The sequence below is a fragment of the Roseburia sp. AF25-13LB genome, assembly GCF_003478915.1.
GTDB classification, from domain to species: domain Bacteria; phylum Bacillota; class Clostridia; order Lachnospirales; family Lachnospiraceae; genus Roseburia_C; species Roseburia_C amylophila.
In genome coordinates this window covers 21735-47251 of record NZ_QUFO01000010.1, presented here as the reverse complement: position 1 = coordinate 47251, position 25517 = coordinate 21735, and the positions used below count along the sequence as shown (strand labels likewise).

Annotated in this window: 26 protein-coding genes, 1 other RNA gene and 1 pseudogene; 14 read left to right on the top strand and 14 right to left on the bottom strand. The window is 43.2% G+C overall.

Annotated features, from left to right (window positions below; genetic code table 11):
- The first annotated feature begins 17 nt into the window (after positions 1 to 17).
- A complete protein-coding gene (locus DWY37_RS12805; protein ID WP_118544555.1) occupies positions 18 to 1649 on the top strand; it encodes a glycoside hydrolase family 13 protein in 1632 nt (543 codons plus the stop codon).
- Positions 1650 to 1788: 139 nt separating this feature from the next.
- Positions 1789 to 2121 carry a cupin domain-containing protein gene (locus tag DWY37_RS12800; protein WP_117697884.1) on the top strand — a complete coding sequence of 111 codons (333 nt, stop codon included), beginning with the start codon at positions 1789 to 1791 and terminating at the stop codon, positions 2119 to 2121.
- A 134-nt stretch (positions 2122 to 2255) separates the two neighbouring features.
- Here the strand turns inward: DWY37_RS12800 and DWY37_RS12795 are convergent, their stop codons facing one another.
- The 3 genes from DWY37_RS12795 to DWY37_RS12785 all read right to left on the bottom strand — a co-directional run bounded on the left by DWY37_RS12795 (position 2256) and on the right by DWY37_RS12785 (position 4649).
- Complete coding sequence (locus DWY37_RS12795) at positions 2256 to 2507, bottom strand: zinc-ribbon domain-containing protein (protein ID WP_022242724.1); 252 nt, start codon at positions 2505 to 2507, stop codon at positions 2256 to 2258.
- Positions 2501 to 3442, bottom strand: a complete 942-nt coding sequence (locus DWY37_RS12790) for a DUF6709 family protein (protein ID WP_022242723.1) — start codon at positions 3440 to 3442, stop codon at positions 2501 to 2503. Before DWY37_RS12790 ends, DWY37_RS12795 begins: the two co-directional genes overlap by 7 nt.
- An 82-nt stretch (positions 3443 to 3524) precedes the next feature.
- A complete protein-coding gene (locus tag DWY37_RS12785; RefSeq protein ID WP_158561577.1) occupies positions 3525 to 4649 on the bottom strand; it encodes an acyltransferase family protein in 1125 nt (374 codons plus the stop codon).
- Between the two features lie 206 nt (positions 4650 to 4855).
- Here DWY37_RS12785 and DWY37_RS12780 point away from each other — a divergent pair, with 206 nt between their 5' ends.
- Genes DWY37_RS12780 through DWY37_RS12770 form a run of 3 tightly spaced genes read left to right on the top strand, consistent with a single transcriptional unit; the run spans position 4856 to position 6997 of the window.
- Positions 4856 to 5272 carry an SseB family protein gene (locus tag DWY37_RS12780; protein ID WP_022242721.1) on the top strand — a complete coding sequence of 139 codons (417 nt, stop codon included), beginning with the start codon at positions 4856 to 4858 and terminating at the stop codon, positions 5270 to 5272.
- A 55-nt stretch (positions 5273 to 5327) separates the two neighbouring features.
- Entirely contained in the window at positions 5328 to 6350 is a 1023-nt protein-coding gene (locus DWY37_RS12775) for an alpha-hydroxy-acid oxidizing protein (RefSeq protein WP_118541186.1), read from the top strand.
- An 8-nt stretch (positions 6351 to 6358) separates the two neighbouring features.
- The gene (locus DWY37_RS12770; protein ID WP_118541184.1) at positions 6359 to 6997 is read left to right on the top strand and encodes a methylated-DNA--[protein]-cysteine S-methyltransferase; all 639 of its coding nucleotides are present in this window, start codon (positions 6359 to 6361) and stop codon (positions 6995 to 6997) included.
- A 12-nt stretch (positions 6998 to 7009) separates the two neighbouring features.
- On the opposite strand, the gene pyrB is transcribed toward DWY37_RS12770, so the two are convergent.
- The 4 genes from pyrB to DWY37_RS12750 are packed head-to-tail and all read right to left on the bottom strand — an operon-like array spanning position 7010 to position 11410.
- On the bottom strand, positions 7010 to 7951 hold the full coding sequence (pyrB, locus tag DWY37_RS12765; protein WP_330408263.1) for an aspartate carbamoyltransferase: 942 nt from the start codon (positions 7949 to 7951) through the stop codon (positions 7010 to 7012).
- Complete coding sequence (locus tag DWY37_RS12760; RefSeq protein ID WP_118544556.1) at positions 7948 to 9249, bottom strand: adenylosuccinate synthase; 1302 nt, start codon at positions 9247 to 9249, stop codon at positions 7948 to 7950. The genes pyrB and DWY37_RS12760 overlap by 4 nt, the downstream gene beginning before the upstream one ends.
- A gap of 60 nt (positions 9250 to 9309) precedes the next feature.
- Entirely contained in the window at positions 9310 to 10665 is a 1356-nt protein-coding gene (locus DWY37_RS12755) for a threonine/serine ThrE exporter family protein (RefSeq protein ID WP_118541101.1), read from the bottom strand.
- Positions 10658 to 11410, bottom strand: coding sequence for a DUF4866 domain-containing protein (locus tag DWY37_RS12750; RefSeq protein WP_118541099.1), 753 nt, complete (start codon positions 11408 to 11410; stop codon positions 10658 to 10660). The genes DWY37_RS12755 and DWY37_RS12750 overlap by 8 nt, the downstream gene beginning before the upstream one ends.
- 193 nt (positions 11411 to 11603) lie before the next feature.
- Between DWY37_RS12750 and DWY37_RS12745 the strand changes: the two genes are divergently transcribed.
- The 3 genes from DWY37_RS12745 to DWY37_RS12735 all read left to right on the top strand — a co-directional run bounded on the left by DWY37_RS12745 (position 11604) and on the right by DWY37_RS12735 (position 14682).
- Entirely contained in the window at positions 11604 to 12494 is an 891-nt protein-coding gene (locus DWY37_RS12745) for a LysR family transcriptional regulator (protein WP_117697877.1), read from the top strand.
- Positions 12495 to 12498: 4 nt separating this feature from the next.
- Positions 12499 to 13413, top strand: coding sequence for a LysR family transcriptional regulator (locus DWY37_RS12740; RefSeq protein ID WP_118541097.1), 915 nt, complete (start codon positions 12499 to 12501; stop codon positions 13411 to 13413).
- 144 nt (positions 13414 to 13557) lie between these two features.
- Positions 13558 to 14682 (top strand): 5-methyltetrahydropteroyltriglutamate--homocysteine S-methyltransferase, encoded by a 1125-nt coding sequence (locus DWY37_RS12735; protein WP_118541182.1) that lies wholly within the window; start codon positions 13558 to 13560, stop codon positions 14680 to 14682.
- Here the strand turns inward: DWY37_RS12735 and DWY37_RS12730 are convergent.
- A complete protein-coding gene (locus DWY37_RS12730) occupies positions 14679 to 15443 on the bottom strand; it encodes a sulfite exporter TauE/SafE family protein (RefSeq protein WP_118541095.1) in 765 nt (254 codons plus the stop codon). The two genes, DWY37_RS12735 and DWY37_RS12730, sit on opposite strands and share 4 nt — an antisense overlap.
- A 1-nt stretch (position 15444) precedes the next feature.
- Positions 15445 to 15879 (bottom strand): MarR family winged helix-turn-helix transcriptional regulator, encoded by a 435-nt coding sequence (locus DWY37_RS12725; RefSeq protein ID WP_117697874.1) that lies wholly within the window; start codon positions 15877 to 15879, stop codon positions 15445 to 15447.
- Positions 15880 to 16113: 234 nt separating this feature from the next.
- Between DWY37_RS12725 and DWY37_RS12720 the strand changes: the two genes are divergently transcribed.
- Positions 16114 to 16602 carry a prolyl-tRNA synthetase associated domain-containing protein gene (locus DWY37_RS12720; protein ID WP_118057563.1) on the top strand — a complete coding sequence of 163 codons (489 nt, stop codon included), beginning with the start codon at positions 16114 to 16116 and terminating at the stop codon, positions 16600 to 16602.
- Positions 16603 to 16861: 259 nt separating this feature from the next.
- Here DWY37_RS12720 and DWY37_RS12715 read toward each other — a convergent pair whose 3' ends face one another.
- Both DWY37_RS12715 and DWY37_RS12710 read right to left on the bottom strand, forming a co-directional pair.
- Positions 16862 to 17404 (bottom strand): NADH peroxidase, encoded by a 543-nt coding sequence (locus DWY37_RS12715; protein WP_022244330.1) that lies wholly within the window; start codon positions 17402 to 17404, stop codon positions 16862 to 16864.
- A 192-nt stretch (positions 17405 to 17596) separates the two neighbouring features.
- Positions 17597 to 17968, bottom strand: a pseudogene (locus DWY37_RS12710) (Fur family transcriptional regulator); the annotation flags it as partial.
- Between the two features lie 184 nt (positions 17969 to 18152).
- Between DWY37_RS12710 and DWY37_RS12705 the strand changes: the two are divergent.
- Complete coding sequence (locus DWY37_RS12705) at positions 18153 to 19028, top strand: DUF6128 domain-containing protein (protein ID WP_118544557.1); 876 nt, start codon at positions 18153 to 18155, stop codon at positions 19026 to 19028.
- Here DWY37_RS12705 and DWY37_RS12700 read toward each other — a convergent pair.
- Entirely contained in the window at positions 18937 to 19560 is a 624-nt protein-coding gene (locus DWY37_RS12700; RefSeq protein WP_117947522.1) for a GNAT family N-acetyltransferase, read from the bottom strand. The genes DWY37_RS12705 and DWY37_RS12700 overlap by 92 nt on opposite strands.
- A gap of 97 nt (positions 19561 to 19657) precedes the next feature.
- Here DWY37_RS12700 and tadA point away from each other — a divergent pair, with 97 nt between their 5' ends.
- The 3 genes from tadA (at position 19658) to DWY37_RS12685 (ending at position 21477) form a co-directional block, all read left to right on the top strand.
- Complete coding sequence (gene tadA, locus DWY37_RS12695; RefSeq protein WP_022244326.1) at positions 19658 to 20143, top strand: tRNA adenosine(34) deaminase TadA; 486 nt, start codon at positions 19658 to 19660, stop codon at positions 20141 to 20143.
- A gap of 33 nt (positions 20144 to 20176) precedes the next feature.
- Positions 20177 to 20438: signal recognition particle sRNA large type (ffs, locus tag DWY37_RS12690), an RNA gene on the top strand.
- A 100-nt stretch (positions 20439 to 20538) separates the two neighbouring features.
- Entirely contained in the window at positions 20539 to 21477 is a 939-nt protein-coding gene (locus DWY37_RS12685) for an ROK family glucokinase (RefSeq protein ID WP_118544558.1), read from the top strand.
- Positions 21478 to 21727: 250 nt separating this feature from the next.
- Here DWY37_RS12685 and nagA read toward each other — a convergent pair whose 3' ends face one another.
- Positions 21728 to 22657, bottom strand: coding sequence for an N-acetylglucosamine-6-phosphate deacetylase (gene nagA, locus DWY37_RS12680; protein ID WP_330417619.1), 930 nt, complete (start codon positions 22655 to 22657; stop codon positions 21728 to 21730).
- A gap of 12 nt (positions 22658 to 22669) precedes the next feature.
- Positions 22670 to 23413 carry a glucosamine-6-phosphate deaminase gene (gene nagB, locus DWY37_RS12675; protein ID WP_118541089.1) on the bottom strand — a complete coding sequence of 248 codons (744 nt, stop codon included), beginning with the start codon at positions 23411 to 23413 and terminating at the stop codon, positions 22670 to 22672.
- Between the two features lie 404 nt (positions 23414 to 23817).
- On the opposite strand from nagB, the gene DWY37_RS12670 reads away from it, so the two are divergent.
- Positions 23818 to 25449 carry an N-acetylmuramoyl-L-alanine amidase gene (locus DWY37_RS12670; RefSeq protein WP_243092113.1) on the top strand — a complete coding sequence of 544 codons (1632 nt, stop codon included), beginning with the start codon at positions 23818 to 23820 and terminating at the stop codon, positions 25447 to 25449.
- The last annotated feature ends 68 nt before the right edge of the window (positions 25450 to 25517 follow it).

The window sequence follows — 25517 nt, the reverse complement described above, 5'->3', positions numbered from 1 at the left end:
AAGTTTAGGAGGACAAAATGAGTAATAACGTAACAGAAAAGAAATGGTGGCAAAGTGCAGTAGTATATCAGATTTACCCAAAAAGTTTTCAGGACAGTAATGGAGATGGAGTCGGTGATTTAAGAGGAATTATGGAGCGGCTGGAGTACCTTGGAAAGCTTGGTATTGATGCAATCTGGTTATCACCGGTCTGCAAATCCCCGCAGGCGGACAATGGCTATGACATTTCTGATTATCAGGATATTGACCCGATGTTCGGCAGTGTGGAAGATATGGAAGCTTTAATTAAAGAAGCAAAGAAATACAACATCCGCATCATTATGGATCTGGTTTTAAATCATACCTCCAATAAACACAGATGGTTTGAGGAAGCAAAGAAGAGTAAGGACAACCCATATCATGATTACTATGTGTGGAGAGACGGGGAAGAAGGCGTAGAGCCAAACGATATGAAAGCCGTTTTCGGTGGAAGTGCATGGGAATGGGTACCGGAAATAAAGCAGTATTATTTCCATCAGTTTTTGCCGGAACAGCCGGATTTGAACTGGGAAAATCCGCAGGTGCGAAAAGAAATATATGACATGATTTTATGGTGGATGGAAAAAGGTGTTGGTGGCTTCCGTCTGGATGTAATCGACCAGATTGCAAAAGAGCCGGATAAGAAAATCACCATAAACGGCCCGAGACTTCATGAGTATTTCCGTGAAATGAGCAAAGAAACTTTCCAGAAGGGAGATTTGATTACCGTAGGAGAAGCCTGGGGTGCAGATCCGGAGCGGGCAAAGCTTTACAGTAATCCGGATGGAAGTGAATTTTCCATGGTATTCCAGTTTGAGCACATCGGACTGGATCAGCAGGAAGGCAAGGATAAATGGGATTTGGCACCGCTGCCATTCTTAAAGTTGAAACAGATTATGAACCGCTGGCAGACAGAGCTTTATAACTGCGGCTGGAACAGCCTTTTCTGGGATAATCACGATTTGCCGCGTATCGTATCCCGCTGGGGCAATGATAAGGAGTACCGGGTAGAGTCTGCAAAAATGCTGGCAATTTTATTACATGGAATGCAGGGAACTCCATACATTTTTGAGGGCGAAGAGCTGGGTATGACAAATGTCCGCTATAATATCGAGGATTACCGGGATGTTGAAATCCAGAATGTATACAAGGAGCGTATCGCAGCAGGCTATGATAAGGAAGATGTTATGAATTCCATTTATGCCAAGGGACGTGATAATGCCAGAACACCAATGCAGTGGGATGATACGGAAAATGCCGGATTTACAACAGGCACACCTTGGATAAAAGTAAATGACAACTATAAAACCATTAATGCCAAGAGCCAGGTAGATGACCCGGATTCCATTTTCAACTGCTACCGGAAGCTGGTAAGCTTTAGAAAAGAGTATCCTGTTTTGGTGGACGGCAGCTTCAAATTACTGTTAGCCGAGGATGAAAATATCTTTGCATATGAGCGTAAAAATGCGGATGAGACACTGCTTGTTGTCTGCAATTTCTATGGCAATACTGTGAAAATGCCTTTGACGGAAGAGACAGAGGATATGGAGCTTCTCATTTCCAACTATAAAGAGACAGAGGATTCTTCCGTGCTTCGTCCGTATGAAGCAAGAATGTACTATAAAAAATAAGAGATTTCCTATTGAAATAAATTCTTTGCATAAATGTTGGAAATCCAACAGTCAGTCACTCCGTTATCTGCTACAATATGGATAAACCCACCGAAAAGGTTTATACAAATCAGATAAAGAAAAGATAAGGAGCACAAAAATGGCAGATTTATTAAAAAATATTTCCAAGAAAGAAGTTTTAAATTTAAAAGAAGAAGTAGCATATCAGGATGGACAGATTGTAAGTAAGACACTGGCACAGAATGATGCAGTAAGCGTAACCTTATTTTCCTTTGCAAAGGGCGAGGAAATCAGCACACACGCTTCCGGCGGAGATGCCTTTGTAACCTGTCTGGATGGAGTTGGAGAAGTAACCATTGATGGTGAGAAATTCCAACTGACGGAAGGACAGTCCATCGTAATGCCGGCAGGACATCCACATGCCGTATATGGAAAAGAGCAGTTTAAAATGCTTTTAGTCGTAGTATTCTAAGAAGAAGTAAGTATTAAAATACCGCCACATACATAAGACAAAGCCATCATCAGATGTGCGTATTGCCTGTGTATGTGGCGGTTTTGTGTTGCCAGATATCCGCAAGAGCTGACGTTATATCGATAAGACATTGTTTAATAATACATCTTTGCAGCCTGTTTCCGTTCCCGGTATTCCTGTGCACTGACCGGTGTAATCATACCGCAGCTTTCGCACATAATGCCACGCTGTTTCTGGTGGCTGAAAATCGGAATATAGAAAAGGGTTGCCTGATTTAACTGTCTGCAAAGGGTATGCATGACATTATGCCGGCAGTTTGGGCAGACAGAAGTGCCAACCGGGCCTTCCCGTTTAAAAACTGTTCTTGTACCGTAGATAATTACCATGTCATAACACCTCCCTGATGAATATTTGCTTTTAACTGATTAAGAACCTGATCAAAATCTTTGCTTTTTCCACTGTGAGCGGCAACCAGAGTACGTTTACCATCTGCAGTTTCCAGTGCAATATAGCTGGTTGTTGTCGGGTCACCATTTAACATGTTACATTTGAAAACGTTCGTAATATCGTCTAAAGGAGTGACATAGAAGCCTTCCTTTGTATTGTTGTAATCCAATATGAAATGATTGGAAACAGCAACGCCAAGCTTTGGTGAAAAAATGCGTGGGCTGTTGGCAAAATCAGAGTAAATCCGCTGCAGACCGCCATTCTGTTCTAAGAGAGCAATCTTTTTCTTAACGGCCTTTTTCTTGTTGCCGCCTGCTGAAAAAATAATAATACCAAGAACCGTAAATACGGCAGCAATCACATAGAGTACAATGCTGTTTTCAACGGCTGTGTGTGTGGTATCCAGATAATGGTCACCAAAGTACTCGTCATAGTTGTAAGTAGTAATGTCCAGTCCGGTATCAGAAAGATAATCCACCAGATAATGAGCTGCCTGAGGAGGCATGCTGGTGCTTTTTCCCCGGATCGTGTGAGCAGGTAAGCTGTCGAGAACAGTGTCATCTACGTCTACACCATAGACCGGAAGGGAAGTTTCTCCCTTGGTAGCAATGATACTCCAGTAACCTTCAGAATCCTCTGCAATATAGAATTCTGTGTGATCTTTTCCATCAGAAGTAAGCTCCGCAAATGGCCCCATTACATAAGTAACCTCCATTGTTGCGTAACCATCGGTCTGTGCGTCAAACGGATCATAAGCAGTAATCCACATCAGAAGACCGAAGGCAAGGAAAACGCCACCTAATACAAAGAAAATAATCAGTGCAGCGGTGTTTTTCCCACAGACTTTCAATAAATCCTTTTTAAATTCTTCCATTTTCTTTTTTCTCCCGTGTATTTTTTTAAACCAATTCTATCATGACATAAGAGGAAGAATTGTGCAACAGATATAAGGAAGATTATTCTTTCATCACTAACCATCTGCATTTACTGAGGGCTTTTCCGAGACACAGGTAAATAATATAGAAAAGGATGCCGATGAGGAAAGTGGCAGCTGCCCAGCGCAGATGCTTAAACAGGTAAATATATGGATGCTCATAGAGCAGGGTAATCCAGTCCTGTGTATTCCAGAGACTGTAAGCAAAAGCATTATCATGTAAAAGATAAACCATAAAAGTGGAAGCTCCCACAAAATTAATCATGCGGCTGCATGGAATATGGATGCGCCGGAAGATTTCAAACAGAGAAAGTCCCACAAGAATCGGAATAATGCTATAGTCTGAAAAGGAAGGAATCTTCTGGATAAAAATGTCTTTGCTTTCATTTAAAAAGTAAGTCTGAATATTGGTCTGTGTTACATTATAAGCAGAAATATAAATAAACAGGAAGGAAACTGCAATAATCAGATAGAGGCAATAAGTTCTGATTTTCCCAAATGGATTGTAAAGGTGGATAAAACCGCCCAAGGCATATAAGAAAATACCGGTCAGCAGTGTCCGGAGTCCGTTAGCCAGGGAATTTGCCATACTTCCGGTCCAGCGGAACTGGATAAATGCAAATAAGACAATCAGAAAGGTAAAATATTTCTGCTTGTCCAGTTTTGCCAGAAACTTGTTTAAAAAGAGGTAAGCGATTACCATAATGAAGAAATAGTAGCCCACAAACCAGGACATACTGTTAAATTTATTGATGTTGACTAGTTTTAAAAAGACACCGTCAGTCATACGGTACCAGAAGGAAGATACCAGTGTCAGGGAAACTGCGGCAAAACCAAGCTGTAACAGCAATTTCTTGGAAATTTTGGCAAGATTAATTCCGTTTCCCTTTGAAACCATAAAGTATCCGGAAATCGTAATGAAAATAACATTTCCGATTTTTCCCATTGGAGCAAAGGTGGAAAGAAGCAGGAGCTTCTTATAAAAAACAGGTTCACAGAACAGTCCGTTATTCATACGCAGCATGGAAGCAGTGTCTGTTAACTGTACCTTCACGCAGTGGTCAGAAATATGAAAAATAATAATCATAAACATAGCCAGAATACGCAATAATTCAATGTTGGAACTTCTGGTTTTAGCTGGTGTCATGTTGTCTAATCTCCTAATCCTAAAATGAAATACCATGCCATTATAATACAGATGGCTTTAAGATGCCACTATTTCCGGCAAAAGTGTGTTATAATGAGCAGTGACAGTCAGGGAAAATCTTTGATTTTCGAGATGGCACTGCTGGAAATGTGCTAAGCAGTAAAAAATGAGATAAAAAAATACCCCCCACAGAAAGGAATCCACACATGGCAAAGGAAAAGATAGATGAGGGACTGATAGGAAATGAAAAAATCGAACAGGCAATTGCCGGCTTGCAGCAGGAGGCAACACCGGAGCAGTTAGCCCATACACTGACGGTAATTCGTCGGCGGATGCAGGAAGGCGGTCAGGTGATTGTGGCAGTGGAACCACCGAAGGGTGGAAGCCAGATGCTGCTACAGGCGATTGAGACAGATGGTAAGACCTGGTGGGCAGCCTTCAGCAGCTTTGAAGAAGAATTAAAAGGTGGCGGAAGTGTGAAATCCACATTTTTAGCGGATATAGAAAAGCTTTTTCAAGGAGCATTGCAGGCAGAGGGAATCGAAGGAGTCATTTTAAATCCGTGGAACCGTACCATAATGCTGGATAAGAATCTGATACAGATTGTGCTTGGCAGCAGATAGATATGTGGATAAGGAAACGTCAGAGAAGAAAAAGTGTGGAAAGAAGGAAAGAAAAATGAATTATGCAGAATGTATCGAACAGGCAAGAGGAAGGATTGGAAATTATTGTAAAGCATGTGTAGAATGCAACGGACGCGCCTGCCGGAATCAGATGCCGGGACCCGGTGCAAAGGGAATCGGCGATACTGCTATGCGTAATTATGATAAATGGAAAGAGATTCGTGTGCAGATGGATACCATTGCGGAAAATGCTCCGGTGGATACTTCGCTGAAATTATTTGGAAAAGAGTTTAAATATCCGTTCTTTGCAGGCCCGGTAGGAGCGGTGAATCTGCATTACGGAGACTGTCTCAATGACATTTCCTATAATGATATTCTGGTATCGTCCTGTGCGGAATGCGGCATTGCAGCCTTTACCGGGGATGGTACAGACAGTAATGTCATGGTGGCAGCTACAAAGGCAATTGCCAAAGAACAGGGACTTGGAATTCCAACGGTAAAGCCATGGAATCTTGAAATCATCAAAGAAAAAATGGCACTGGTGCACGAAGCGAAAGCCTTTGCGGTAGCCATGGATATAGATGCAGCAGGCTTGCCATTTCTTAAGAATCTGGAGCCGCCGGCAGGCAGCAAGACCGTGGAAGAAGTGCGGGAAGTGGCAGAGCTTGCTGGAGTTCCGTTTATTGTAAAAGGGATTATGACTGTAAAAGGAGCTTTAAAGGCAAAAGAAGCCGGGGCTGCCGGAATCGTGGTATCGAACCACGGCGGCAGGGTATTAGACCAGTGCCCGGCAACAGCAGAAGTCTTAGGCGGGATTGCAGATGCAGTGAAAGGCTCCATGAAAATTTTTGTAGACGGTGGAATCCGCTGTGGAACGGATGTATTTAAGGCAATTGCTTTAGGTGCAGATGCAGTAATTATCGCAAGACCGTTTGTGACAGCGGTTTACGGCGGCGGCAGGGAAGGCGTAGCGTCTTATGTTGCCAGGATAGGAACCGAATTAGAAGATACCATGAAAATGTGTGGCGTACACAGTCTGGCAGAGATTACAAAGGATTGCATATGGACAAAAGCATAGAGTGGAGCATGAAAACAAGAGAAGAAATATTAGCATACGGACTGTCTTTCCCGGACACCTATCAGGAGGCACCATTTCATGACCGGAACTGGCAGCTGGTGCGCGTAGAGGCAAGCAAAAAGGCATTTCTCTGGACTTATATGCGGGATGGATTTCTCAATCTAAACGTAAAAGCAGACCCTCAGTGGAGAGATTTCTGGCGGAGTGCCTATCCTGCGGTCATTCCGGGGTATCATCAGAATAAGGAACACTGGAATACCATAATCGTGGATGGCACAATCCCGGATAAAGATATCTGCCGCATGATAGCAGAAAGCTATGATTTAGTAACGGACAGCCCTACCAGACGGATTTATGAAGCAGTAAAGAAAATTCCGAGAGGACAGGTGGCAACCTATGGACAGGTGGCGGAGCTTGCCGGAAACAAGCGGATGTCAAGAGCTGTGGGAAATGCCCTGCATAAGAATAAAGACCCGGAAAACATACCCTGTTACCGGGTGGTAAATGCAAAAGGAGAGCTTTCCGGAGCCTTTGCCTTTGGCGGCGAGAATGAACAGGCACGCCGCTTGATGGCAGACGGTATAGAAGTAGTGGACGGAAAAGTAGATTTAAAACGTTTCGGAATGAAAATAGAGAAAACGGATTAAGTTACTGGAACATTAGAGAACCTTTTCTCCGGTTAGCGGGTCCGTGATTTCTAACAGGGCTAAAATCAGTGCCATACGGACATATTTTCCGTTCTGTACCTGTTGGAAATAAGCGGCGCGCGGGTCGGAATCCACATCAACAGAGATTTCATCGACTCGTGGAAGCGGATGTAAAACCGGCATATCGGAAGGAGCCAGTTCTAATTTTTCTTTATTTAAAATGTAGGTATCTTTTAACCGGATATAGTCTTCCTCGTTGAAGAAACGCTCTTTTTGGACACGGGTCATATAGAGAACATCCAGCTTTGGAAGTGTTTCCTCTAAGTCAGAGACTTCCCGATAGGTGCTGTGGGAAGGCTTTAAGGTTCTTTCAATCATATAGTCCGGAATGCGGAGTTCTTCCGGAGAAATGAAATAGAATTCGTTACCCGGATAGCGTACCAGACTGTTTACCAGGGAATGAACGGTTCTTCCGAATTTTAAATCACCACAGAAGCCCACCGTCAGGTGGTCAAGCCGTCCCTTGCGCTGGCGTATGGTTAATAAGTCAATCAGGGTCTGGGTTGGGTGATAGTGTCCGCCGTCACCGGCATTAATGACCGGAATGGTTGCATACATAGAGGCGCAGAGCGGTGCTCCTTCTTTTGGATGACGCATGGCAATAATATCTGCGTAGCAGCTTACTACCCGGACGGTATCGGCAACGGTTTCTCCTTTGGTAGCACTGGACTGTTCCGCACCGGCAAATCCCAGTGTCTGACCACCAAGACTTAACATGGCGGATTCAAAGGACAGTCGGGTTCTGGTGCTTGGCTCATAAAAGAGTGTAGCAAGCTGTTTCCCTTCTGCAAGGTGTGCATAAGCCTCTTTGTGGGTACCAATCCGGTCTGCAAGATCCAGAATACGGGTTGTTTCTTCTTCCGTAAGGTCCAGTGGACTGATTAGGTGTCTCAAAGCCATTCCCCCTTTATCATGTATTCATTTCGTTCTGCACCAGTGGAAATAAACTGGATATCGCAGTCTAAAAGGCGTTCTAATGTTTCAATGTATAATCTGGCATTTTTCGGTAAATCTTCATATTTGCGGCAGGCAGAAATATCCTGTTTCCAGCCCGGAAGCATTGTTACAACCGGAGAGAAGCTATCGATATTTTCGGTAGGGTCGAAGACGGTTGTGGTCTTATGATTTCTTTCATAAGCAGTAATGACAGGGATTTCTGTCAGGGAGCTTAAAACATCAAGCTTCGTTAAGGCAATTTTATCTGCATGCTGGCATTTCAATCCATAACGGCTGGCAACGGCATCAAAAGGTCCGACTCTACGTGGACGGCCGGTGGCAGCACCGTATTCATTTCCAAATTTACGAAGGATGTTGCACCAGTCTTCGGACATGGCTCTTTCTGCTACGAAAGGTCCGGCTCCCACACAGGTGGAATATGCTTTTAGGACACCCACAACATGGTCTAGGGATTCACCCGGGATACCGGCTCCAATCGGACCATAGGCGGAAATGGTGGAGGAACTTGAAGTGTAAGGGAAAATACCATAATCGATATCACGCATGGCTCCAAGCTGGGCTTCCAAAACCACCTTTTTATGGCTGGCAAGAGCATTTTCCAAGAAGCTTCCGGTATCGCAGATATAAGGTGCAAAAAGGGAAGCCTGTTTTTCACACCAGGACAGCAATGCCGGATAAGACATCGGCTCCTGATGATAACTGCCTGCCAGTTCCAGATTTTTGGATTCCAACATGGTTTTTATCCGAACCTGGACATTTTCTTCTTTTAAATGAAGCAAATCACCAAGACGTAGTGTTTTCTTCCGGTATTTATCGCTGTATGCGTAAGCAATGCCGCGGCGGGTGGAGCCGAAGGCAGCACCGGATTTCTCAAGACGTGTTTCTTCCAGTTCATCCTGAATCCTGTGCCATGGCATGGAGATGGTGGCACGTTTGGAAAGTTTTAAATGTTCCGGGGTAATAGAAATACCGCGGCTTTCGATATCTTCAATTTCATGGGTGAGGTGCTCTAAATCAATGACCATTCCATCCCCCAGTACGCATACTACATTGGGATGCAGAATGCCGGACGGCAGAAGATTTAAGACAAATTTTTCCTGTTTGGTTACAACGGTATGACCGGCATTGTTGCCGCCCTGATAACGGACAACGACATCTGCATGTTCTGCAAGCAGATCAATGACACGTCCTTTTCCTTCGTCTCCCCAGTTAATTCCTGTTACGGCTGTAAGCATATCGATTCTTCCTTTCTGTAATCATGTATAAAATAAATAATTTTAAGCATATAAAATTTATCAGGTGCAGTACCGGAAAGTCCGGTCGGTAAGTATTCTTGCAAAAATAAGTCCCAGCGGCAGGGCGATAATAATCATTATGGCAATGGAGAACCAGGAAACCGCTTCCGTTAAGGACATAATGCCAAAGTTATAGAAGGCGCGGTAAAGATATAGTCCCGGAACCATAATTACAATGGAAGGTACGGTTAAAGAGATTCGCGGATATCCATTGTTTTTCTTAATAAAGGATGCCAGCAGACCGGCGGTCAGTGCACCGATAAAGGCAGCAGCAACGGCTGGAATTCCGGTAAAGTCAACCAGTTCCAGACGTAAGGTATTGGCAACGGAGCCAATCAGTGCAGCAGTAGCTGCCATGGGAATGGAACTGTTAAACATAATAGAGAATCCAAATACGCCGCAGAAGCTTGCAATTAACCGCAGAACCAGCCGTGAAACATCACTGAGATTTACAGAGGTAAAGTCCTGAGGCTGAAGTCTAAGCAGCATTGCCATAATCCAGGCAAACATGGTAGCCACAAGAACAATGATGATGGAATAGGTCAGCCGCTCCAGTCCGGAACGAAGATCCAGTTTCGCAAGGTCAATGCCGCTTGTGATAAATGGAAAGCCCGGGATAATAAACAACATGGAGCAGATGTATCCGGCTTCATGGACTGCCGGAACATGGAAAAAAATTTCGGCAGCCTTTAAGCAGATGGCATACATAAGGCAGGTGGCGGAAATAGAGACCGCAATATTTAAAAACAGCGTAAAATGATGTTTGATTAATTTGGTCCGGATGACATTTCCGATACCGGCTGCAATAAATGCCAGAATCATTTCCACAGGGCCTCCGCCCAGAAGAAAAGTAAATGCGCAACAGGCTAAGGCTGCCGCAAGTCCCAGTTTGGCGGGAGAATAAAGGGCGTGGATTTTTTCGATTTTATCCAGCCGCTTATGGATTTCCTCGCCGGTTAAATGGGCTTCTTCCTTTGGAAAGCTTTCTACGAATTGTTCCATGCGGTAAAGTTTGGAGGTGTTGACGCCGGTATTGGCGATGCTTAAGGACTGGGAGACACAGTCCTTTCCATCAAAGCAGTTAAATTCGATGGACATAAGACCTACATCTACCGTACAGGTAACTCCCAGTTCCTTTGACAGCTTATTCATGGAAGTACGGACACGCCAGGCTCCGGTTCCACAGGATAACATGATTAATCCCACACGTCCGATGACCGAGGCTTTTTCAATCAGTCCCGCCTGGGCAATCAGTACGTTGCTGTCATCACTGGCATAATCATGCCAGGGTATTTCCATATGATTTTTTTCCATAATATCAATATATGAAGTAGTGGAAGATGCACTCTTATTCATAAATAATCGCCTCAGCTTTGGCAATATGCCGTTCCAGATTCTTTAAAAAAATGGAATTTGGAAGGAAAATGCCGATTTCATCATATTTTTCATCATGTTCCACAAGAGAATCCTGTCCGTAGAAGACAAATGCCATTGGAAGCTCTTTCTCTAATTTCAGTACAAGGTCGAAGATTGCAGAGTAGGCTTCCGCTTCGGTCTCCTTCTGTTTTATGGTATCCGGAAGCTCCCGGATGAGAAGCACCCCATGGCTGCGTTCTAAGACAAGCTGTCCAATGGTAGCTTCACCGGTATAAGCGTGGCTGTACCGGTATGCCTGGGAAAAATACATATTCTTTGGTTCCCCTAAATCGCGGTAGCTCTCAAGAAAATGCTGATAATCCTTATTGTGAATATCGCCACAATACTTTGGCAGAAGTCTGCCGGTATCATCGGTCATAATTATCGGATTTTCTTTTCCATCTGCGTTGAAACGGTAGGGAATCAGATAGGAATTCCTCAGTAAATCGAATAGGGTATTCTGGCAGATAGCCATAAGAAATGCCGATAAATCTTTATTTTGATAAGCATCAAAAAGAGCTTCTGAAAAATCCTGTGAAGAAAGAGAAGAATCAAATTCATCATTACAGAATAAATAATTGCAAAAAGTTTCCTGAAGTCTTTCACAGGCCCATGGGTCATGCAAAATCTTTTCAAATAAAACGTCTGCTCTTTCTTCACGAGGGAAAAATGTTGAATTTTTCATAGAAAATATGCGCTTCCTTTCTGCTTTATAGCATTCGTAAAGAGCTGCCGGTGGCAGCTCCTTGTAGGGTTTGGGTGGAGAAATGTAAAGGGGTTGTTTCCCTTAATTTCGGCTTGATTATACTATTGCATTGGAAATAAGTAAAAGCTATAATTGATATAGTAGAAATAATAAATTGATATGGTGAAAACGTATGGATATAAATTTTGAATATTATAAGATTTTTTATTATGTGGCAAAATACAGTAATTTTACCAGGGCTGCCAATGCCCTTGGCAACAGTCAGCCTAATATCACAAGGGCAATGAACGGACTGGAGCAGCAGCTTCACTGTACGCTTTTTGTCAGGACGAACCGTGGGGTACAGCTGACACCGGAAGGGGAGAAGCTGTATACCCATGTGTCGGCAGCCATGTCGCATCTTTGGGCGGCAGAAGAGGAACTGGCAGACAGCAGCGGTCTTGCCCATGGAAGCATTTCTATTGGAGCCAGCGAGACTGCCCTTAACATATTTCTTTTGGATAAGCTGAAAGATTTCCATATGAAATATCCGGGAATCCGGTTGAAAATTTATAATCATTCAACACCTCAGGCAATTGAGGCAGTAAAGAGCGGACAGATAGATTTTGCAGTAGTGTCTGCACCGGCAGAAGTAGAGCAGCCACTAAAAAAAGTTAATCTGCGGACATTCCGGGAGGTACTGGTGGGTGGAACAACATTTACCGCACTGGGCAGTCAGGAGCTTTCCCTAAAGGATTTAAAGGATTATCCGTTAATCTGTCTGGGAAAAGAAACCATGACATTTCAGTTTTATAATAAGCTGTTTTTGTCTTATGGGCTGGCACTGGAGCCTGATACAGAGACAGCAACCACAGATCAGATACTGCCACTGGTAAAGAGTGAGCTTGGTCTGGCTTTCATCCCGGAACCGATGGCAAGAGAGGCCATCGAAAAACATGAAATCGTACAGATTTCTCTTTCGGAGACGATTCCAAAAAGAAATATCTGTATGGTATACGACAGTCAGCATCCTTTAAATGAGGCGGCGCGTCAGTTAAGAAAAGTCATTTTAGAAAGCAGGTGAGCATATGACACTTCAGCAGTTACGCTATATTACAACCGTGGCAGATACCGGAACCATCACGGAGGCGGCGAAGAAATTATACATTTCCCAGCCCAGCCTTACCAACGCCATCCATGAGCTGGAAAAGGAGATGGGCATTACCATTTTTAATCGGACGAATAAGGGAATCTTTATTTCCAGGGAAGGGGAAGAATTCTTAGGATATGCAAGGCAGGTATTGGAGCAGACCACCATCTTAGAGGATAAATATAAGAAAAACGGTGGCGGAAAAAAGCAGTTTTGCGTATCAACCCAGCATTACTCTTTTGCGGTAAATGCCTTTGTGGAGCTGGTAAAAAAATACGGGCAGGAGGAATATGATTTCAGCCTGCGGGAGACCCAGACCTATAAGTTAATCGAAGATGTAGCGCAAATGAGAAGTGAAATCGGAATCCTTTTCTTAAATGATTTCAATGAAAAAGTGATTATGAAAATATTGAAATCCTCAGATTTGGAATTTCATCTGTTATTTGTGGCAGAACCCCATGTTTTCATCAGCAGGCATCATCCGCTGGCAAAGAAGAAAATCATAACCAATGAAGAACTGGCAGATTATCCGTATCTTTCCTATGAGCAGGGGGAACACAATTCCTTTTATTTCTCGGAAGAAATATTCTCCTCTTTTGAGCGGAAGAAAAATATCCGCGTCAGTGACCGGGCAACCTTATTTAATCTTCTGATTGGTTTAAATGGTTATACGGTGTGCAGCGGAATCATTGACCAGAAATTAAATGGCGAAGATATTATCGCAGTGCCGCTGGCAGATGAAGGTGATATGAGAATCGGATATGTGACCCACCGGAAGGGAATGATAAGCCGGTTAGGGGAAACCTACCTTGAGGCATTAAAAAAATATATTACAGGAGAACAAAGAATATGAGCCAAAGAAAGTAATTTTCCAATCAAAAAATGGACTGGTCATAGTTTAAAACTATGGATAACATTTATTTTTATGTATTTTTCAGAATGAGGAACTCCAATTATAATGAGGGAAATCAATTCACAGGAAATGGAGAAAATCAGAATGAAGAATTTAACAACACCGTTCCGATACGATTATGTAGGAAGTTTTTTACGTCCGGAAAAATTAAAGAAAGCCCGTGCTGACTTTGAAGCAGGGAAAATTACCAGAGAGCAGTTAAAAGAGGTAGAGGATGTCTGTATTTTAGAACTGGTCGCAAAGATAAAGGAGCTTGGATACCATGTGATTACCGATGGGGAGTTTCGCAGAGCCACCTGGCATCTGGACTTTATGTGGGGATTCGATGGAATCGAGCATAAGAAGACTGTAGATGGAAATACAACCTTTGACGGCGAAGCAGCAATGATAGATGACACTTTCATGGTGGGAAAGATTTCCATAAAGAATCATCCATTCGTTGATCATTTCAAATTTGTAAAAGCACTGGAAGATGAGAATACCATAGCAAAGCAGACCGTTCCATCTCCAGCCCAGTTCTATGCTTATTTCACCGGCGCAGAGCTTTTGGATACAACCCTTGAAATTTATGGAACAGAAGAAGCTTTTGCAGAGGATGTCATCAGGGCATATGGAGAATTTATTGAGGAAATCTATGCAGCAGGCTGCAGAAATCTTCAGTTCGATGACTGTGTATGGGGTGGACTGGTAAATCCGAAGCTTGCCGTTGCACTGACCGGAAGAAGAGGCGAAGCATTGGAAGAATATAAGAAGGTTATTCTTGCATTAAATAATAAGGTAGTAGAAGAGGCACCGGCTGACCTGATCATCAACACCCATGTATGCCGTGGAAATTATCATTCTACTTTCTTCAGCTCCGGCGCATATGACGGAGTAGCAGATTTGTTATTCGGAGAGGAGAATGTCAATGCTTATTATCTGGAATATGATGATGAGCGTTCCGGTGGTTTCGCACCGCTGGCAAAAATAACCGGCAATAAGAAGGTGGTATTAGGACTTGTTACCACCAAGATACCGAAGCTTGAAGACAAGCAGTCAGTCATTGCAAGAATAAAAGAAGCGTCCAAATATGTTCCGTTGGAAAATCTCTATTTAAGTCCACAGTGTGGATTTGCCTCCTGCGAAATCGGTAACAAGCTTACGGAAGAAGAACAGTGGGCGAAACTGAAGCTTGTCAAGGAAATCGCAGAAGAGGTCTGGGAAGCTTAAAAAATCATTACCACAATTCCAAGAATTACCAGGATGACACCGGTAACCCGGTTCAGTGTCTTTGGGGTGGCTTTATTGGCAAAGACAGCGGCAATTCTTGCCCAGATTAAGGTAAATACAATGCACAGAACCCAGACGGTGACATCCGGCAGTCCGCCGATGGCAAAATGGGAAAGGGCACCGGTAAGTGCGGTAAAGGTCATGATAAATACACTGGTGCCAACGGCAGTTTTTAATTCATAGCCCAACACAGAGGTCAGGATTAAAAGCATCATCATGCCGCCTCCAGCGCCAACAAAGCCGCAGATAAAACCAATCAGCACACCGCAGATTACGGACTGGATGGCACGTTTCTTTGCAGAAACGGCGGACATGGATTCTTTCGTGGTCATAACCGGTTTTACGATAAATTTGATTCCTAACAGGAAGGTCATGAAAACGGAGAAATTTCCCATGGTGGTAGAAGGAACAAGGCTTGAAACATAGCTTCCTACTACGGTGAAAAGCAATACGCTGACCATCATAATCAGACCGTTTTTAATATCGAGGTTCTTATGCTTTCCATATGTATAGGCAGAAATGGCACTTGCCAAAACATCGGAAGAAAGCGCAATGCCGACTGCCATATATGGGTCAATGCCTAGAAAATGAATAAGCAGCGGACTGATGACAGCAGCGGCACTCATGCCGGCAAAACCGGTTCCAAGTCCGGCACCCATGCCTGCAAAAAAAGTAACAAAAATCGTAGTTAATAAATCCATTTTAGGATACCTCCTCTAAAATCATATCCAGCGTTGTCTCCATCTGTGCCATTCCTTTAAAAAAGGCATCTTTCGTGGCATCATCCAGATCGGCAATCAGCCGGTCGGCAAAATCCTGCTGCAGAGCCTGTCCCTTTTTTATAACAGGGGCAGCTTTTTTCGTACATAGAAGCTGTGTCTTCCGGCGGTCGCCGGCAACCTCTTTGCGGCTGAGATAACCGTCTTTCACCAGCCGGTCTACATTGACGGAGACCAGATTTGCCTTAATCTGGCGCACTTCAACAATATCTCTGGCAGTTGAATATTCCGGATTATTTCCTAAAAACATCAAAATATCAAAAGCAGTCTGCGGCAGATGCAGTGACTGGCACAAAGGCTTACATACTGCAGTGTAGGCAGCAGACATTTTTCTTGCAAATGCAATACCTGTATTCATATAAGAGTCCTCCTGATGAAAATACTTCAAAATAAAATAGTTCAAAATTGAAATAATTATTTTGATGGTATACTAGCACCGGAAGGAAAAAATGTAAAGTGAACTGGAAAAAATTTTATAAAAAGTTTATGATATAGTGAGCCTGTTTACTTTTGGCGAACGGCGAATATTGATCATGGGCTGGTTTTGCACATGATATAATGAACGCAAGCGGGAAGAATGCGAGGAAATACAATGAATAAGCAGGAAATTTATGAATACCTGAGTCAACAGCATATCTGGTACGAAGTGACAGAGCATAAAGCTGTTTATAATATGGAAGATTTATCAGATGTGGAAATTCCTTATCCACAGGCAGATGCCAAGAATCTTTTTGTACGTGATAATAAGAAGCAGAATTATTATCTGATTACAGTGCGAGGGAACCAGAGGGTAGATTTAAAGGCATTTCGAAAGGCAAATGGAACGCGTCCGTTAAGTTTTGCCTCGGAAGAAGATTTAACTGAGAAAATGGGACTGCAGGCGGGTTCGGTAACGCCGCTTGGAGTACTCAACGATGAAACATGCAACGTGAAGGTATTTGTGGATGCTTATTTTCTGGAAAATGATGCATTGATTGGAGTACATCCCAACGAGAATACCGCTACTATATGGATGAAGACAGAGGATTTGCTCCGTATCATCCGGGCACATGGAAATGAAGTACATTGTGTGCCGATGTAGAGAAAATTATCCGGAGAAGCTAATGGCATGACAGTCTATGATAAAATGGCTGAAACGTAGTAAAATAGGGCTTTTGAACAATACATTATAATCTGATTCCGGCGTTTGCAAGCCAAGTGTTATACAACAATCATGCAATTATGCAATCACTTTATATTTTTTATATTCGTATTTTTATTCGCATGTTATGGAATACAAAAAGGATAGACAGTTCATGAACCATCTATCCTTAAAATGCTTATTCTATACGGTTTTAAGATTAACCAAAGTATCTCTTTAACAGACCCTCAAAAGCTTTGCCATGACGAGCCTCGTCTCTAGCCATCTCATGAACTGTATCATGGATTGCGTCGAGGTTAGCAGCTTTAGCACGTTTTGCAAGGTCAAATTTACCAGCAGTAGCACCGTTTTCTGCATCTACACGCATTTCAAGGTTCTTCTTTGTACTGTCGGTTACAACTTCACCAAGCAGTTCTGCGAATTTTGCTGCATGTTCAGCCTCTTCAAAAGCTGCTTTCTCCCAGTAAAGTCCGATTTCCGGATATCCTTCTCTATGTGCAACTCTTGCCATTGCAAGGTACATTCCAACTTCAGAACATTCTCCTTCGAAGTTTGCTCTTAAATCAGCAATGATATCTTCTGGAGCACCCTGTGCTACACCAACTACATGCTCAGCAGCCCATGTCTTATCACCTGTCTGTTCTTTGAATTTCTCAGCCGGAGCCTTACATACCGGGCAGAATTCCGGAGCACTTTCACCTTCATAAACATAACCACATACTGTACAAACAAATTTTTTCATTTTAAGATCTCCTTTTCTTTTTATAATTGTATTTATATATCAATAATAGTAATTGTTACTGATATTAAATTAGCATAATTATTTTTAAATGTCAACTGTTTTTTTTGAGATTTTCTGATTTCGTTTTTCTTTTTTATTTTCTGCAAAATTGGTTGATTTATCTGCCAGAGAACCGGATTTATCCAATAACTTTTTACATTCCGGACAAAGTCCGTAGAATCTGGTAATATGTCCCTCAATTAAACCGGAAAATTCTTCTGCAGCAATAACATTAATCAGATCAATGTTTTTCATTTTTAAATCGAGGACGGAATTACAGTTTGTACAGAAGAAGTGGTAATGAGGTTTCGGATTACCATCAAAGCGGTCCGGCCCATTTTCCGTTGAAATCTTTTGAATCTCGCCTAAATCTGCCAGAAGAGAGAGATTGCGGTATACCGTTCCCAGACTGATGTTGGGATATTCCTGCCGGATATCGGAATAAACTGTTTCGGCAGTCGGATGGTCGGTACGTCCCATCAGGTTATTCTTAATACTTTCCCGTTGTCGGCTAAATTTAATCATATATTCTCCTCAACAAATAATAATAATCGTTATTGATTTTAATATAATTCTTAAAAGGAACTTTGTCAAGGAGAAGTGTAAAGTAAAAATCTGCATGTATGGGAAGTATAGGCTAAAAATCTGCATGGAATCTTAGAAGATGGAATATGATATAAGGAACAAAAAGATATAGGAAGGAAAGGTTATGCCGCAGTTTAAACGGTTCGTTGCATATCTTTATTATTATGAAAATGATACAAAGGAATATCTTGCCGGATTTGCCAGAGTAGAAATGCGCGGAGACATCTGCAGATTAGAGATACATTTAAAAGGAACAGAATATGCGGGGCAGGAAGGAAAGGTAAGCCTTTTTATCCGTAGGGAAGGAAAAATTCTGGCTTTTCCGGTGGGTAATATGCGGCTGATGTCCCAAAGCTCAGATTATAGTGGAAGGATTTCTGATGGTGAGCTGGGCGATGAAACCTGTCATATACAGGATGTCTGTGGAATTCTGATTCAGCCGGCAGATGGTAATTTTTATGGCAGCCAGTGGGACAATGGGGAGATACATAAGGAAGAAATAGAAATGCAAGCTGCAGAAGAGCCGTCTCTTCAGACTGAGGAAGTGCCGATGCACCATATTTTCCCGGAAGAGATAAGCATGGAAAAAGGAATCCAGGAAAGAAGCACGCAGGAAAAAGGCACTGGGGAAAAAGAGGCCTCCATCTGGGAGCACTGGGAGAATCTGAAGCAGAAAATGACGATCCTGCATCCTTTTGAAGGAGAGAATATAACCTGCGTTCATATGGAACTGCAGGATTTACGGGAGCTGCCACAGAAATACTGGTGTCTTGGGAATAACAGCTTTCTTCTGCATGGTTTCTTTAATTACCGGTATCTTTTCTTCGGAGAACAGGTGACGCCGGAAGGACGAGAGCTGTTCTTGGCGGTGCCGGGGGTTTATCAGAAGCCGGAAAAAGTAATGGCGGCTATTTTTGGTTTTCCACAGTTCCGGACGGAAAAGCCGTGCCGGCAGTTAGAGGGGAGTTTTGGCTACTGGTATCGCCGGATGGACGAATAAGGGCGAACCGGATATGGTCTTCCCATTTTCCCTGTATCAGGGCATATTCCCTGGCGACACCTTCCTGTTGGAAATCAAGGGATTCTAGCAGACGGATGGAAGCGGTATTTTCCGGCATGACGGCAGCTTCTATCCGGTGCAGATGAAATTCTTCAAACATAAGCTGAATACCAAAAGCAAGGGCTTCGCGGGCGTATCCTCTGTGCCAGTATGCAGGGGAAAAGCGATAGCCGGTCTCACAGGAATAGTAAGTAGAACGGTTGATATTGCGGAAGCAGATGGTGCCTATGATTTCGTCGGGATTTTCCCTGCGGAATATATAGAAGCGGATGAGGCTGTGCTTTAAGGTGAGACTCAGCTCACAGTTCATCAGGGTCTGCTGGTAGGCCACCGTATAGAACTGCTCCGGGTGTATGGTTTCATATGGCTCAAAGACATTCCGGTTCTGCTTATAAAACTGAAGAACTGCAGGGGCATCATCTTCCCCTAACAATTTCAGGATTAAGCGGTCTGTTTCATAGATAAATTTCATGTTATTAACTCCTGCAGCTGGTATAAGAATACCTTTTTGTTACGCTCAAAATATGCTATTATTATAACAGAGAAAAGAGTAAAAGTCAGGAGTAAACATGGAACCGGAGATAAAATATATGAAAGCAGCCCTGCGGGAGGCAAGGAAAGCAGAAAAATTAGAGGAAGTTCCTATTGGCTGCGTGATTGTGCAGAATGATAAAATTATTGCCCGGGGCTATAACCGGCGCAATACCGATAAAAATACCCTTTCCCATGCGGAACTGACTGCCATTAAAAAGGCATCGAAGAAGACCGGGGACTGGAGGCTTGAGGACTGCGTGATGTATGTGACCTTAGAACCCTGCCAGATGTGTGCGGGAGCCATTGTACAGTCCCGTATGAAAAAGGTGGTAATCGGAACTATGAATCCCAAGGCTGGATGCGCCGGTTCAGTGATGAATCTTTTGCAGGTGGCAGCATTTAATCATCAGGTAGAGATAGAGCGGGGCGTATTGGAGGAAGAATGTTCAGACATGCTGTCGGAATTTTTCAGACGGTTGCGTGAGAAGAAGAAACAGCAGAAAATGAAGGCAAAACCTTGACAATCCGGCATAAAATAGGCTATAATTTAGATTCCGAGCAGCCGGGGTGGCAGCGGTGCCCTGTACCAGCAATCCGCTATAGCTGGGGTGATATCCTGTCTCGGGTTTGAAATTGTAAAGCAGCCCTGAATAAGTGGCGTTGATGTCTGGGTCTTACGCAACAAGAATCTGTGAACCGGGTCAGGTCAGGAATGAAGCAGCCCTAAGCGGAAGCTCCTGTGTGCCGTAAGGTCGCCTGGACTGAGTTGGCTGTTCAGGTAACGTTTGCAACGAGAATTCAAAACAGGATGCTCGGTTTTTAATGCAAAAAATTAGAAATTATAATATAATAAAGATAAGGGTTCTTCATAAGAAAGCTGGAGAGAAGAAAATTTAATATAATAAAGGAGATAAAGATGAAGAAGTACGGTTTTGGCGTAGATATTGGTGGAACCACCTGTAAGATCGGATTATTTGAGACCAGCGGGAGAATGCTGGATAAGTGGGAAATCCCAACCAACAAGGCAGAGAATGGCGGACATATTTTAGATGATGTGGCAGCATCCATTGACGAGAAAATGAAATCAGCATCCATTGCAAAGGAAGATGTGGAAGGAATCGGCGTAGGTGTTCCTGGTCCTGTATTAGAAGATGGCTCTGTTTCCGTATGTGTAAACCTCGGATGGGGACAGGTTCAGGTTGCCGATGAATTAAGCAGTAAGACAGGTCTTTCGGTTAAAGTAGGAAATGATGCGAATGTAGCAGCCCTTGGCGAGATGTGGCAGGGCGGTGGAAAAGGCTACACCGGAGTCGTTATGGTTACGCTTGGAACCGGTGTTGGCGGCGGAATTATTCACAATGGTAAAATTATTCCGGGCGCAAACGGAGCAGGCGGCGAAATTGGACATATTACCGTTAATACAGAGGAAAAAGATACCTGCGGATGTGGCAGACATGGCTGCTTAGAGCAGTACGCATCAGCTACCGGAATCGTCCGCATGGCGAAGAAACTTCTGGCTGAGAAAGATGATGAGTCTTCCTTACGCGGATTTGAACCGCTGACAGCAAAGGATATCTTTGATGAGGCAAAAAAAGGAGATGCTCTGGCATTAGAGGCGGTAGAAATCTTAGGCGAGACACTTGGTATGGCGTTATCTAATATTGCCTGTGTCGTTAACCCACAGGTATTCGTAATCGGTGGCGGCGTATCCAGAGCCGGAGATATCTTAATTGATACGGTAGCAAAACATTTCAAAGAGCATGCATTTGCATCCTGCAAGGACACCAAGTTTGCATTGGCATCCCTTGGAAATGATGCCGGAATGTACGGCTGCGTGCAGATGATATTAGACTAAGAATCAGATGAATCGAGAAACATGCTTTGCGAGATTCTTTCGTAAGTAAGTGAAAAGCCTCCGTCCTGGGACGGAGGCTTTTCTTGATTTATTGCGAGAACCAAAGGACTCTCTTGGACCTTGAAAAAGGCACAAAGTCCAGTAAAAAGAAAGGGAGACTAAATAATTAAAAGATGATTAAATAATCATAATACGCGTTCTAATTCGTATTTCTTATTCAACAGAAGTACATCAGCCCTTGCACCCGGGGTCAGACTGCCGATGGTTTTCTCCATTCCAATGCTCTTGGCAGGGTTGCAAAACGGCCTTTTTTGTATACAGTTTGTCCGCCAAGTTCATAAGTACCATCTGCCATTCCGGTTGCACGCATGGCATCGCTGATTAAGATGACGCGGTCATCCCCAAACATATGGAATACGCTGCGGATAACGGCTGGATGGATGTGAATGCCATCACAGATAATTTCCACCATTGCATGTGGGGCATCAGCAGCGGCACCCACAATACCTGGGTCACGGTGATGGAATGCCAGCATGGCGTTGAACAGATGAGTTGCATGGCTGGCACCTGCTGCGAAGGCCTTTGAGGCAATTTCATAAGAAGCAGTAGAGTGTCCAAGAGAAATAGCAACTTCATCATGGATTTTTTCGATAAATTTGTCTGCTCCCGGAAGTTCCGGAGCGATGGTAATTAATTTTATTTTGCCACTGGATGCTTCTGACAAGCGGCAAAATACGTCTATACTAGGGTTGCAGAGGTAACTTTCTTTCTGGGCACCCTTCTTTGCCGGGGAAAGGAAAGGACCTTCCATATGAATACCGGCTACATAGGCATGCTTTCCGTCATCCGGTACACCGGAAACAGTTTCGAAGATTTCCATAAGCTGGTTTTCAGGTAAAGTCATGGATGTTGCACAGAAGGATGTAACGCCGCAGGAATGCAGGTAAGCTGCAATCTCGGAAAGTCCGTCTGTATTTGCGTCACAGAAATCATGACCCTTTGCACCATGGATATGCACATCAACCAGTCCCGGAATCACATAATTGCCTTTTGCATCCAGAATTTCCTCGTTTTCGGAAACTGCTTTGTCTACGATTGTATGTGTAGCATCATCGATATATAAGTCTTTTTCATGGAAAGTGAAGTCATTACTCCATACAAGACCGTTTCGGATAATCATTCGAATACCCCCTTAAATCAGTTTATTTTTAATAATCAGTGAAAGAGCTGCTTCATCAGCAACGATGGATACGTTGTTATGTAACTGCAGGATAGAAGCAGGAACAGTCGGAGTGATTGGCCCAAACAGGGCCTGATACATAGCTTCTGCCTTTGCTTCACCGGAAGCAATCAGAAGGATGCTTCTTGCCTGCATGATATTTTTAATACCGGTAGAGTAAGCGTGAGTAGGCACTTCACCAATAGAAGAGAAGAAACGTGCGTTTGCCTGAATGGTATTTTCAGTCAGTTTTACGCAGTGGGTTTCTTTTTCGAAAGCTTCGCCCGGCTCGTTGAAACCGATATGTCCGTTGTTTCCGATACCAAGAAGCTGTAAATCAATGCCGCCTAAGCTTTTGATGATATTATTGTAACGGGTACATTCCTTTTCAATGTCTGTTTCCAGACCGTTTGGAATATTGGTATTTTCTGGTTTAATATTAACAGAATCAAACAGGTTGTGGCGCATAAAATATGCGTAGCTCTGTGGATTGGAAGCATCCAGTCCCTTGTACTCGTCCAGATTGACACTGCGGATTTCACTGAAATCAAGATCCCCCTTATTATACCAGTCGATTAACTGTTTGTAAGTTCCGATTGGGGAAGAACCGGTAGCAAGTCCCAATACAGCGTCCGGTTTCATAATAATCTGTGCAGAAATAATATTAGCAGCCTTACGGCTCATTTCATTATAATCCTTTGCTTTATAAATACGCATGGTACCCCTCCTTAAAAGGCAATTTCTATATTGTTTAGTCTGATTATATAATCGGAAAAATGAAAATGCTATAGATTAGGGGCAAGGGGAAAGAACTGTCCAAAAAATCACAAAAAAAGCAAAAAGAGTACCAATATTTAAAATGAAAACAGACAAAATAGCCGCTTAACGGAAATGTGCAGTGGCAAATATGATTTGAATAAAGGCTTTAACAAACTAACACATTACCATACAAAATGTGATTAAATCATAATTTAACACAGGCTATAAAAGGATTAAAACAGGATTAAACCAATTTATAAAAAATTTAAGAAATCTTAAATTGACCCATCGCAAGGGCTGCTTTACAATGAAAATAGATTGTAAGCAATTACGGAAAACATAAGAAACAACGGAGAAAAGCATTGTCTACAAGAAGAGAAAGAGAACGAAGAAAGAAATTAAAGAGAATAAGAAATGCAATTTCAGCAGTTTTTTGTGTACTGGTATTGCTGTTAGTGCTGGGAATCGTAAACCTTCTGACCGGTGTTTTGGAAAAACATCTTCCTATTATAGATGGGAATGGAGACTATACCATCAGTATACTGGAAAAGCTGTCCGGAGATAAAGAGGAGAAGGAACCGGATAAGAAGGGACTGACGGTGTGCATTGATGCGGGACACGGCGGAAAGGACAATGGTTCTGACTATAAGAACCGCTATGAGAAAGATGATACTCTTGCCCTGGCACTTGCAGTACAGAGTTATTTGCAGGAAAAAGATGTGAATGTCATCATGACGCGAAGTGATGATACCTTCTTAAAACTGTCAGAGAGATGTGATATAGCAAATGAAGCGGAAGCAGATTATTATGTATCCCTGCACCGGAATACCGGAGAAGGATATGGAGTAGAGACATGGGTATACAGTGGAGCCAATGAAGAGACCATGGGACTTGCCGGAAATATCCAGCAGGGGTTAGCCGGAGTCGGTGTACAGCGCGATCGTGATGTGAAAAAGGGAACCCAGAAGAGCAGTTCAAAGGATTATTATGTAAACAGCCATTCCCATATGCCGTCCTGTATCGTTGAAATGGGATTTATGAATAATGCCAAAGACAATCAGCTTTTTGATGATAATAAGGAAGCATATGCGGCGGCTATTGGAGATGCCATTATTGCTACTTATAAGACTTACCATGGTGACGGAACAGGTGGAAATACAGAAGCAGATACGTCCATCGGAGATACTACAACAGGTGATACAGACACAGATGGAACCTCCGGCAGCACAGAAGACAGTACCGCCACAGAAGATACGAAAAACGTTGGAGAAGTTATTACCAACCAGCAGATTGCCAATGTGGAAGCTTTGGATGGAACCTGTCAGAACTGGGGGCAGGGCGTGAATTTTGATGAAGAGAACCGGCCGATTGGAGCTGTTTCTTATCAGGAAAAATACGGAGACTATCAGGCGAATTTTATCGGAGCAGATGAAAAGAAGATTTATCTGACCTTTGACGAAGGCTACGAATATGGCTGTACGCCGCAAATCTTAGATACTTTAAAGGAAAAGGGCGTAAAGGCAACCTTTTTTGTGACAGAGCCATATGCCAAGGCACAGCCGGAGCTGGTACAGCGGATGATTGACGAGGGACATGAGATTGGTAATCACAGCGTGACCCATCCGTCCGAGGGCCTTCCATCCCAGAGCCTGGAGCAGCAGAAAAATGAAGTCATGGAGAACCATCAGTATATTAAGGATAATTTTGGCTATGATATGCACCTGTTCCGGTTCCCGGCGGGTAAATTCAGTGACCGGTCCTTAGCAGTGGTCAATAACTGCAACTACAAGAGCGTGTTCTGGAGCTTTGCATACAAGGACTATGATGTCAATAACCAGCCAGGCGAGTCAGAAGCGTTACAGAAATTAAAAGACCGGATGCATCCGGGAGCAATTTATCTTTTACATGCGGAGTCTGCCACCAATACAGCCATTCTTGGAAGATTTATTGATGCAGCGCAGGCGGCAGGTTACGAGGTAGTGGCATTCCAGTAAGAACGGAAATAGAAGGAGAAGCCCGGCTGTTTTGATATTGTGCGTTCTGATTTTTGGGTTTATACTCA